This is a genomic window from Trinickia sp. Z7 (genome assembly GCF_056498045.1).
The window spans coordinates 87030-98489 of sequence record NZ_JAUEQW010000015.1; the positions used below are offsets into that span (position 1 = coordinate 87030).

Here is an 11460-nt window from a genome sequence, read left to right on the forward strand (position 1 = left end):
CCAACGCCGCGCTCAATAGACGATTTCGACCGCGCTCGCGGCGAATGCGCCGCGCAAATCCGCGAGCAACTCGTCTGACGGGCGAACGCGCCAGCCATCGCCTAAGCGCACTTCCCCTTGCGCACGCGCATTGCTGTATTGAATTTGCACGGTCAGCCCGTTGGCGGCAGCAGCCGGCCGTTGCCGAGCCCCATCGCCGCGGCCGCCGCGCGGCGCCGAGGCAGCCGGCTCCGCGGGAGCCTCGCGCGGCGCGCAATGCGCCTCGAGCACGCGCTTGAGCACGGCCGCATCGGCATTGCCGTTCATGCACAGCTTCACCGCCTGGGCATAGCGGCTGCGAGCGCGCTCGAGATCCATCACGGAATCGACGGTGAAGCGAATGCCGCCCGTGAACGCATCGTTGCGCGCCTGTCCTTGCACGACGAGCAACTCGTCTTCCTTGAAGAGCGCCCTATTGGCCTCGTATTGCTCGTTGAAGACCGTGACTTCGCATTGACCCGTGCCGTCGTCGAGCAGAGCGATCAGCATCTTGCCGCGCTGGGTCATTTGCGTGCGCAGCGAGGCGATGATGCCGGCGACGAGCTTGTCGCGCCCTTCTTTCAGATCGGCGAGCTTCATTCGCACGAAGCGCCGCACCTCGTCCTTATAGGCATCGAACAAGTGCCCCGACAGATAGAAACCCAGCGCTGTCTTTTCTTCCTGCAGCTTGCGCTTCTCGTGCCATGCGGGCTCGTCGACGAGCTCGTGCCCTCGCGAGGGCGCATCGCCCATATCGAACAAGCCGGCTTGCATCGCATTGGCGCTCGCCTGCTCGGCCGCTTCCATGGCAAGCGGCACCGAAGCGATCAACTGCGCCCGGTTCGCGTGGATCGAATCGAACGCGCCGGCGCGGATCAGCGCCTCGACCGTGCGCCGGTTGACGACGCGCCGGTCGATCCGCGCGCAAAAATCGAACAGATCCGTAAACGGCGCCTCTTCGCGTGCGCGCAGGATTTCTTCGATCGCGTTTTGACCGCTGCCCTTCACGGCGCCAAGGCCGTAGCGAATCGTGCGCGAGCGCTTGCCGTCGGCCTGCGCCACCGGCTCGAACCGATAGGCGGAACAATTGATGTCCGGCGGCAGCACCGCGATGCCGTTCACCTTGCAATCGTCGTAGAGAACCTTGACCTTGTCCGTGTCGTCCATGGCCAAGCTCATGTTGGCCGCCATGAATTCCGCAGGATGGTGCGCCTTGAGCCACGCGGTGTAGTACGCGAGCAGTGCATACGCGGCCGCGTGCGACTTGTTGAAGCCGTAACCGGCGAACTTCTCCATCAAGTCGAAGATTTCGTCGGACTTCTCACGCGTGAGGCCGTTCTTGGCCGCACCCTCGGCGAAGATCTCCCGATGCTTGGCCATTTCCTCGGGCTTTTTCTTACCCATCGCGCGGCGCAGCAAATCGGCGCCGCCGAGCGAGTAGCCGCCGATGATCTGCGCCATCTGCATGACCTGCTCCTGATAGACCATGATGCCGTAGGTCTCTTTCAGGACGGGCTCGACGCGCGGATCGGGAAACTCGACCATCTCGCGTCCGTGCTTACGCGCGCAAAAGCTTGGGATCAGATCCATCGGACCCGGGCGGTACAAGGCCACGAGCGCGATGATGTCCTCGAAGCGGTCCGGCTGCGCGTCCTTGAGCATGCCTTGCATGCCGCGGCTTTCCAGCTGGAACACGGCGACCGTGTTGGCCTTCTTCAAGATCGAGAACGAGGCGGGATCGTCTAGCGGCACCTGCGCGAGCGACCAATCGGCCTTGGACGAATCGAGCCGGCGAATATAGCGTTCGGCCCAATCGAGGATCGTGAGCGTGGTCAGGCCCAAGAAGTCGAATTTGACGAGGCCGACCGCTTCCACGTCGTCCTTGTCGTACTGGCTCACGACGCCACCGTCGTCGCCCTGCGTATAGAGCGGACAGAAATCGGTGAGCTTGCCCGGCGCGATCAGAACACCGCCCGCGTGCATGCCCACATTGCGCGTCAACCCTTCGACACGCTGCGCAAGTTCGAGCAACTGGCGCACTTCGTCTTCGTTGTCGTTGCGCTCTTGCAGCAGCGGTTCTTCCTTCATCGCGTCGGCGATGGTCACGTGCTTGCCCGGCTTGAACGGGATCAGCTTGGCCACGCCGTCGGTGAAGTTGTAGCCGAGATCGAGCACGCGGCCGATGTCGCGCACGGCGGCCTTGGCCGCCATGGTGCCGAACGTCGCGATCTGCGAAACCGCGTCGGCGCCGTACTTGGCCTTCACGTACTGAATCACGCGATCGCGCCCCTCCTGACAGAAGTCGATGTCGAAGTCGGGCATCGACACGCGCTCCGGGTTCAGAAAGCGCTCGAACAGGAGGTTGTAGCGCAACGGGTCCAAATCGGTGATGCCGAGCGCATACGCGACGAGCGAGCCCGCGCCCGAACCGCGGCCCGGCCCGACGGGCACGCCGTTGTTCTTCGCCCAATTGATGAAGTCGGCCACGATCAAGAAGTAGCCAGGAAAGCCCATCTTGATGATCGTGCCGCATTCGAAATCGAGCCGCTGGTAGTACTTTTCGCGCTCGCTCTCGCGCGCCGACGCTTCGGGGAAGAGTTCGATCAGCCGCTTTTCGAGGCCCTCTTTCGACAACTGCACGAGGTAATCGTCAAGCGACATGCCGTCCGGGGTCGGAAACAGCGGCAGCTTCGGCTTGCCGAGCTCGAGCGTCAAATTGCAGCGTTTGGCAATTTCGACCGTATTGGCCAGCGCAGACGGGATATCGGCGAAGCGCTCCGCCATTTCGTCCTGCGTGCAAAACCGCTGCTCGGTCGTGAAGCGCTTGGGCCGCCGTGGATTCGCGAGGATGTCGCCCTCGGAGATACAAACACGCGCCTCGTGCGCGGTGTAATCGTCGGCGCTCATGAATTGGACGGGATGCGTCGCCACGACGGGCAGCTTCAACGCCGAAGCGAGCGCCACCGCTTGCTGCACGTATGCCTCGCCGCCCGGCTGCCCGTAGCGCTGCAATTCGATGTAGAACGCGTTCGGGAAACGCGCCGCCCAGCGCTGCGCATGACGCCTGGCGGCCTGCTCGTTACCGGCCGCGAGCGCAAGGCCCACATCGCCCTGCTGCGCGCCGGACAACGCGATCAGACCCTCGCTGAGGGGCGAATCGAGCCATGCGGCATCGAGTTCCGCACGCCCGCGGTACTGATTCGTGAGCCACGCTTTCGTCAACAGCTCGCAAAGATTCAGATACCCGCGCCGGTCTTTGACGAGCAACAACAAGCGCGAAGGTTTGTCGCGATCGTCCGGGTTCATGACCCAGACGTCGCAGCCCGCGATCGGCTTGATGCCGTTGCCGCGCGCTTCCTTGTAGAACCGGACGAGACCGAACGCGTTGGCGAGATCGGTCAATGCGAGCGCGCCCTGACCGTCCTCGGCGGCGGCCTTGACGACGTCGTCAAGACGCACGATGCCATCGGCAATCGAGAATTCGGAGTGGACGCGGAGATGAACGAAGCGAGGATCTGACATGGGCCGTATTGTACATCCGGCCTCCCCCGAAACAGCCCGGCCGAACGGCCAATGACGGACGACCCGCGGTTTGCAGGATAATAGCGGTTTCGCCGCCCGGCAAGCCGCCAAGGCTTGGCGCGTCAACGGTTCCTCGGCGCTGTGCCGGTTCTCCGAGCGCCCCCTTGGGGCCGGATTGCCCCGTGCTCGCGGCAGCACGAATCATTGCACCACCATCATGAGCATCGTCAATCTCGCCGCCTACCGCTTCGTCTCCATCGACGCCATCGACACCTGGCGCGAGTGCCTCGCCAAGCGATGCGAGGCGCTCGGGCTGCGCGGCACCATCCTGCTCGCGCCCGAGGGTATCAATCTGTTCCTCGCCGGCACGTCCGAGGCGGCCCGCGCCTTCATCGAATTTCTGCGCGGCGACCCGCTCTTCGAAGGCAAGTTCGCCGATCTGCAGTTCAAGGAAAGTCTCTCGGAAACGCAGCCGTTTCGCCGCATGCTCGTCAAGCGCAAGCGCGAGATCATCACGATGAAAAAGCCTGCGATCAAGCCCGAGCTCGGTCGCGCGCCCGCGGTCGATGCGCCCACGCTCAAGCGCTGGCTCGACCGCGGCGAAGACGACGAGGGCCGCCCCGTCGTCATGCTCGACACCCGCAATGCGTTCGAAGTCGACGTCGGCACGTTCGAAAATGCGATCGACTACCGGATCACGAAGTTCAGCGAGTTTCCGAGCGTCGTCGAATCGAATCGCGAGGCGCTTCAGGGCAAAACCGTCGTTTCCTTTTGCACGGGCGGCATTCGCTGCGAGAAAGCCGCCATCCACATGAAGGAGGCCGGCATCGAGCACGTCTATCAACTCGAAGGCGGCATCCTGAAATATTTCGAAGAAGTCGGCGGCGCTCATTATCGCGGCGATTGCTTCGTATTCGACTATCGCACCGCACTCAATCCTCAGCTCGCGCCGACCGAAACCGTGCAATGCTTCGGCTGCCGCGCCGTCGTGACGCCCGAGGCGCAACGGTCTGCGCTTTATGCGGCCGGCCAGACCTGCCCCGCATGCCACCCGAACAAGGACACGCCGCAAGCGGCGTAAACAGTCCCGCTGCGCCGAGCGCAAGCGGCGCGGCAGGCGCACACCGGCCCTACCGCGGCCGCTTCGCGCCGTCGCCCACCGGCGAGCTTCACGCAGGCTCGCTCGTCGGCGCACTCGCGAGCTACCTCGATGCACGGGCGCACGACGGCGTATGGCTCGTTCGCATCGAAGACATCGACGGCCCGCGCACCGTGCGCGGGGCCGACCGCGCAATTTTGGAAGCGCTCGCGCGCTTCGGCATGCAAAGCGATGAGCCGCCCGTCTGGCAAAGCGCCCGCACCGAGCGCTACGCCCGTGCATTCGATCGCTTGGAACGAGCTGGCCTCGTCTACCCGTGCGGCTGCACGCGCAAAGAAATTGCCGATTCACTGGCAAGCGCGCACGCGCGTCATACGACCCTGGCCTATCCGGGTACTTGCCGCCACGGATTACGCGGCAAAACTGCACGCGCTTGGCGCATCCGCGTGCCTGACGGCGCGGATGCCGTCGTGACCTTCGAGGATCGTTGGCAAGGCCCGCAGCAACAAAATCTCGCGCTCGAAGTCGGCGATTTCGTGCTCAAGCGGGCGGACGGGCAATGGGCGTATCAACTCGCCGTCGTCGTCGACGATGCCGAACAAGGCATCACCCATGTCGTGCGCGGCGCCGACTTGCTCGAATCGACAGCGCGTCAGATCTATTTGCAACGCTGCCTCGGCATGCCCACGCCCGCTTATCTGCACGTGCCCGTCGTCCTGGACGCGAACGGCGAAAAGCTCAGCAAGCAGACCGGCGCGCGGGCGCTCGATAACGACGATCCGCTGCCGGCGCTCGTCGCGGCCGCGAGGCATTTGGGCCTTGCCCTTACCCGCGACCGGCGCGGCAGCACGTCGAACGATGCGCCCAACGCCCAGCCCTATCGCTCGCTCGACGCCTTCTATGCCGATGCAATCGCGGCGTGGCGCCATCGCACGCAAGCGCTCACCGCGCTCACCCGCTAGCCGTCGCGGAAAATAAAGCTGTAGGCGCTCAGCGCGGGTGCGCCGCCCAAGTGCGCATACAGCACGCGCGAACCCGGCTCGAATTCGCCGCGGCGCACTTTGTCGATCATGCCGTGCATCGACTTACCCTCGTACACGGGATCGGTCAGCATGCCTTCGGCCCGCGCGCACAACCGAATCGCTTCGAGCGTTCCCTCATTGGGCAAGCCGTATTCGGGGCCGCCGTAGCGCGTGTCGAGAACGATCTCGCTCGGCGAGAGCGCGCGGCCGAGCCCGACGAGTTCCGCCGTATGCTCGGCAATGCGGGCAATCTGCGCATGCGTGGCTTCGGGTTTGGCCGACGCATCGATGCCGATCACGCGGTCGGCGCGCCCGTCGTCCGCGAACCCGACGATCATTCCGGCCTGCGTGCTGCCCGTGACCGAGCAGACGACGATGTAGTCGAAGCGAAACCCCAGTTCGGCCTCCTGCGCGCGCACTTCCTGCGCGAAGCCGACGAAGCCCAGCCCGCCCAGCCGGTGCTCCGAGCAGCCCGCCGGAATGGCGTACGGCTTGCCGCCGGCTGCGCGCACGCTCTCCAGCGCATCCTCCCAGCTCTTGCGAATGCCGATATCGAAGCCGTCCGGCACGAGCCGCACGTCCGCGCCGAGGATGCGCGAGAGTTCGATGTTGCCGACGCGATCGTAGAGCGCATCGTGATAGTTGACCCAGTTCTCCTGCACGAGCACGCACTTCATGCCCAAATGCGCCGCAACGGCGGCGACTTGCCGGGTCTGATTCGACTGGATCCCACCGATCGACACGAGCGTGTCGCAACCTTGCTCGATGGCCTCCGGCACGAGGTATTCGAGCTTGCGCGTCTTGTTGCCACCAAACGCGAGTCCGCTGTTGCAGTCTTCGCGCTTCGCATACAACTCGACTTTGCCGCCCAAATGCGCGCTCAATCGCTTGAGCGGCTGGATCGGCGTCGGGCCGAACGTCAACGGATAACGGGGAAATCGTTGCAGGTTCATCTAGGCCTCCAATCAGATCGGGCAGGCGCGGATCGGCGCTGTCGAGCGTGGTCCGACGCGGTGTGGCCGCGAAGACAGCGTGCCCCACGCACCCAAAAATGATAGCCAAGCCCGGACGAAATGAGCTTGCGAAGTACCGGCCGTTCACCTATTTTTCGATCGTATCAGCCGGGCCCGGCCCAATGAGCTTTCTCGGAGAACCCTATGTGCGCAACGAAATTGCGTGGGAGCGCGCCCCGCACCGCATCGCCGCGCTCGAAAACCCCTGCCGCTCGCCGCGGCGCAGCGCCAAGCGCAGAGCCGGTCGCGCTCCCACAGCTGGACCGCATCGATCGCGCCATCCTCAAGGCGTTGCAGCACGACGCGTCCATGTCGAACGTCGCGCTCGCGCGAAAGGTCAAGCTGAGCGCCCCCGCTTGCTTGCGGCGCGTCGAGCGGTTGAAGACGGCGGGCATGATTCGACGGGTCGTCGCACTGTTGGAGCCGAAGGCGGTCGGCGCGGGGATGCTCGTCGTGATCGGCATCGTCCTCGATCGATCGACGCCGGAAGCGTTCGCTGCATTCGAGCAAGCTGCGCGCAATGTTTCCGGCTGTATGGAATGCCACGTCGTCACGGGCGAATTCGATTACTTCATGCTGGTGCGCACGCGCGACAGCGACAGCTTCAATCGTCTGCATGCCGAACAGTTGCTCTATCTGCCCGGTGTGCGGCAGATACGCTCGTTCATGGTGCTCAAGGAGATTTTGTCGACGACGGCGTTTCCGCTATGACGGCATGGCCGAGTTCGCCACGCTGAAGACAGCGCCGCTATCGCAACGAGCGCGAACGGCAAATTGGCCGATCCGGCCTGCGGTGCGATTCGGCATTTATCGCGCCCCTCTGCCCCGCTGCCCCGCCGCCCCGCTTGGAGCGGCAGTGTCGCGCACGCCTCATTGCATTCTGAATTCGGCGCCCCGTACGCGGCGCCTTGCACGCCGCGGGAACGATCGATCGGGCCGCTCGATGCGAACAAGTTAGGACGACGAACTATTTCGCCTCGGCATCCCGAAGCCGCCGAGCAAAGCCGCCAAGGGCTGCTTCGGCGTTTTGCCCGGCGTGGCCTCGGCCTGCTTCGCTTCGTCTTCCTTGCGCGCCGACGGGGACGGCACATACGGCTTTAGGAAGAAGTCGTCGATGGGGACATGGTTCGCGCGATAGCTCGGGCGCTCGTGGCCCGCCGTGCGACGCCGCCCCGAACGCTCGTCGCGCTCGCGCCGGGCGTGATCTTCGCGGCCGCGCCGCGGGGGCGCGTCCACCGCGAGATGCTGCACCTGCAGCGGCTTCTTGATGAGCTTCTCGATCTCGGCCAACTGCTTGCGCTCGTTGGGGCTGCAAAGCGAGAGCGCATCGCCCGAGGCGCCGGCCCGGCCGGTCCGGCCGATACGGTGAACGTAGTCTTCGGCGTTGAACGGAAGATCGAAGTTGATGACGGCAGGCAATTCGACGATATCGAGGCCGCGCGCGGCCACGTCGGTTGCCACGAGCGCTTCGATTTCGCCGCGCTTGAATGCGTCGAGCGCCTGCATCCGCTCGTTTTGCGACTTGTCGCCATGGATGGCGGCGGCCACCACGCCGTCACGCTCGAGCTGTTTCGCAAGCCGGCTCGCACCGATCTTGCTGTTGCAAAAGACGAGCACTTGCTTCAATTCGCGCTCGCGGATCAGTTGCACGACGGCGCCCGTCTTGTCGCCCTCGGCCACCTCGTAGACGATTTGCGTCACGTTGGTGGCAGTCGAGTTGCTGCGCGCGACTTCGATCGTCTGCGGGTCGCGCAGGTAGGTCGACGCGAGTTTTTTGATCTCGGGCGAGAACGTAGCCGAAAAAAGCAGCGTTTGCCGCTCTTTCGGGAGCAAATTCAAGATGCGCTGAAGGTCGGGCAAGAAGCCCATGTCGAGCATACGGTCCGCTTCGTCGAGCACGAGAATCTGCACTTGACCGAGGTTCGCCGTCTTTTGCTGGACGTGATCGAGCAAGCGCCCCGGCGTTGCGATCAAGATCTCGACGCCGCGCCGCAATTCGGCCGATTGCGGATTCATATCGACGCCGCCGAACACCACGGCGCTGCGCAGCGGCGTGTGCTTGGCGTACGACTGAACGTTCGCGGCAACTTGATCGGCAAGTTCGCGTGTGGGCGTGAGGATCAGCGCGCGCACGGGATGGCGGGCCGGCGACGCGCTGGTGCTCGCGCTCGGCAGCAGACGTTGAATGATGGGCAACGAGAAACTCGCCGTTTTGCCGGTGCCGGTTTGCGCGGCGCCCATGACGTCGCGGCCCGAAAGCACGACCGGGATCGCTTGGGCTTGGATTGGCGTGGGCGTGGAGTAGCCTTGCTCGGCGACGGCTCGCTGGATCTCTGGGGCGAGACCGAACTGGTCGAAAGTCGCGGGGATAGGCGTGACAGCGGGATCGGACATGGTGGCGTTCGCTAAAAGTGCGCCGCTAGGCGCTGCGTCGTTCGAGCGCGCGGCAGCGGCCGCACAGCCGCTCGAGAATGATCGACGTGAAGGCGGAGCCACCGCAGGTCTCGCGCATTCGCGCCGAGGACGCCCGCAAGGACCGCGCTTCGCGCGTGGCCGGCTCCAGCCGGCGGATATACCGCCGGAAAGGCCGACATTGTAGCACCGCGGGGTTGCACGGACCGTGCCCGCCTCAACCCGGCACGCAGCGCCCCTTCGAACAGTGCCGAACGGTGCCGAATCGTGCGCGCCCAACCGACGCGGCCGGCGCGGGCACCGTTGTCGGCAACTGCCGCCCGAACGCCAGCCGTGCCGGGCGCAACCGCTTCGAGCAACCGCTTTTCTCCCCTTTTACCCCGCCTTACTCCGCCGCCACGGGCCGCACCGCGGCCGCAGCCGTGCGTGCGCGCTCGCGGGCTTCCTCGATATCGGCTCCGGTCGCCACGGCCACGCCCATGCGGCGTTTCTTGAAGCTTTCGGGCTTGCCGAACAGGCGCAGGTCGGCGCCAGGCACGGCAAGCGCCTCGCGCACGCCATCGAAGGCAATGCCCGCTCGTTCGAGGCCACCATAGACGACGGCCGACGCGCCCGGCGCAAGCAAGGAGGTATCGACGGGCAAGCCCAGAATGGCGCGCGCATGCAATTCGAATTCCGAGAGACGCTGAGAGCGCAGCGTGACGAGCCCGGTATCGTGCGGACGCGGACTGACTTCCGAGAACCAGACTTCGTCGCCGCGCACGAATAGTTCCACGCCGAAGACGCCGCGCCCGCCCAGCGCACTCGTGACGCGTTCCGCGATTTCTTTGGCGCGCGCGAGCGCAGCCGGCGACATCGGTTGCGGCTGCCACGACTCGACGTAATCGCCATCGACCTGCAGGTGGCCGATCGGCTCGCAGAATGACGTCTGCACCGTCCCGCTTGCAGGATCGACGGCGCGCACGGTCAGCAGCGTGATCTCATAGTCGAACGTGACGAATCCTTCCACGATGACGCGGCCGACATTGACACGCGCGCCAACCGTCGCATATTGCCAAGCGTGCTCGACGTCGGCATCGCTGCGCACGACGGACTGGCCCTTGCCCGAGGACGACATCACGGGCTTGACCACGCAGGGATAGCCGATGCGTGCGATCGCCGCCTTGAACGAGTCGAGGGAATCGGCGAACGCATAAGGCGAAGTCGGCAAGCTCAGCGTTTCCGCGGCTAGGCGGCGAATACCTTCTCGATTCATCGTCAACTGGGCCGCGCGCGCGGTCGGGATGACTTCGGCCAGCCCTTGCGCTTCGATGTCGATCAACGCGTCGGTGGCGATCGCCTCGATCTCGGGCACGATCAAATGCGGCCGCTCCACGTGCACGAGCGCTTTGATCGCATCGGGATCGGACATGTCGATCGTATGAGCGCGGTGCGCCACTTGATGGCCGGGCGCGTTCGGGTAGCGGTCTACCGCGATGACTTCGACGCCCAGACGCTGTAGCGCAATGATGACTTCCTTGCCGAGTTCGCCCGCGCCGAGCAGCATCACGCGCGTGGCGCTGGGCGAGAGCGGCGTGCCGATCCGTTGACCGATCTGCATGGCGTATCCCGTATGCGAATGAAAGGAAAGAGGGCGATGCTACCATGGGCGGCCGGCCCCTTTTGCGTGCGTCGTAGCCTGCATCGGCCCATCGCCGAAGACCGCATCGGGCGCTTGCGTACTCGCGCGTCGCGACGGGAGTGCGTTACCCTTACGCCTTCGCCAGTTCAAACAGTAGGTTCGGGGCCATGTCGAATCCATTCAACGCGCCGCTGCAGCGGATGTCTCAGCGCGGCTTGCCGTCGCGCTTGGGCACGCTCGCGGCGATGCTCGCGCTCGCCGGTTGCGTGCTCGTCGCCGGCTGTGCGATCCCGACCCATCCCGACTCCGCCGCAGGCCCCAGCAATCCGCTCAACCCCGCCGCCGTGCAGTTGCTCGACGATACGAGCTGGGTGCTCGAGCGCGCCCAAACGAGCGACGGCAACACGGCATTCGACGTGCCGACCGATAAAGCGGCGGCGCCCACGCTCGTGCTCGACACGCATTCCGGCCAGCGCCGCGCGAGCGGCTTTGCCGGCTGCAACCGGTTTTCGGCTCCGTATGAGCTGACGAGCGGGAAATTGACGTTCGATGCCCTCGTGACGACGCGCAAAGCCTGCGGCGCCGAGGCCGATCGCATCGAGCGCGCGTACCTCGATGCGCTCGAACACGCGGGCGCCACGCTCGTGCAAATGCGGCCGCCGCAGGAAATGCGGATCATCGCTACGACCGGGCTCACGCTCACCTTCCTTCGCGACACTCGATGATGCGCGCCGCGCAACCGTCTCGAACGTT

At 65.0% G+C, this 11460-nt stretch carries 8 protein-coding genes; 4 read left to right on the plus strand and 4 right to left on the minus strand.

Features of this window, described 5'->3' with window-relative positions:
* Window positions 1-12 precede the first annotated feature (12 nt).
* Window positions 13-3540 carry a DNA polymerase III subunit alpha gene (gene dnaE / locus QQS38_RS21660; RefSeq protein ID WP_479647407.1) on the minus strand — a complete coding sequence of 1176 codons (3528 nt, stop codon included), beginning with the start codon at window positions 3538-3540 and terminating at the stop codon, window positions 13-15.
* A gap of 217 nt (window positions 3541-3757) precedes the next feature.
* Between dnaE and QQS38_RS21665 the strand changes: the two genes are divergently transcribed.
* Window positions 3758-4621, plus strand: a complete 864-nt coding sequence (locus QQS38_RS21665) for a sulfurtransferase (protein ID WP_479647408.1) — start codon at window positions 3758-3760, stop codon at window positions 4619-4621.
* Window positions 4585-5601, plus strand: a complete 1017-nt coding sequence (gene gluQRS, locus QQS38_RS21670; RefSeq protein WP_479647409.1) for a tRNA glutamyl-Q(34) synthetase GluQRS — start codon at window positions 4585-4587, stop codon at window positions 5599-5601. The genes QQS38_RS21665 and gluQRS overlap by 37 nt, the downstream gene beginning before the upstream one ends.
* On the opposite strand, the gene QQS38_RS21675 is transcribed toward gluQRS, so the two are convergent.
* Window positions 5598-6614, minus strand: coding sequence for a 1-aminocyclopropane-1-carboxylate deaminase (locus QQS38_RS21675; RefSeq protein WP_479647410.1), 1017 nt, complete (start codon window positions 6612-6614; stop codon window positions 5598-5600). The genes gluQRS and QQS38_RS21675 overlap by 4 nt on opposite strands.
* Window positions 6615-6818: 204 nt before the next feature.
* Here QQS38_RS21675 and QQS38_RS21680 point away from each other — a divergent pair, with 204 nt between their 5' ends.
* Window positions 6819-7385: an Lrp/AsnC family transcriptional regulator gene (locus QQS38_RS21680; protein ID WP_479647411.1), complete on the plus strand. Its 567-nt coding sequence runs from the start codon at window positions 6819-6821 to the stop codon at window positions 7383-7385.
* Between the two features lie 243 nt (window positions 7386-7628).
* Here the strand turns inward: QQS38_RS21680 and QQS38_RS21685 are convergent, their stop codons facing one another.
* Complete coding sequence (locus QQS38_RS21685) at window positions 7629-9068, minus strand: DEAD/DEAH box helicase (RefSeq protein ID WP_479647412.1); 1440 nt, start codon at window positions 9066-9068, stop codon at window positions 7629-7631.
* A 403-nt stretch (window positions 9069-9471) separates the two neighbouring features.
* Window positions 9472-10686: a formate-dependent phosphoribosylglycinamide formyltransferase gene (gene purT, locus QQS38_RS21690; RefSeq protein ID WP_479647413.1), complete on the minus strand. Its 1215-nt coding sequence runs from the start codon at window positions 10684-10686 to the stop codon at window positions 9472-9474.
* Window positions 10687-10874: 188 nt separating this feature from the next.
* On the opposite strand from purT, the gene QQS38_RS21695 reads away from it, so the two are divergent.
* Window positions 10875-11432 carry an META domain-containing protein gene (locus QQS38_RS21695; protein WP_479647414.1) on the plus strand — a complete coding sequence of 186 codons (558 nt, stop codon included), beginning with the start codon at window positions 10875-10877 and terminating at the stop codon, window positions 11430-11432.
* Window positions 11433-11460: the final 28 nt, after the last annotated feature.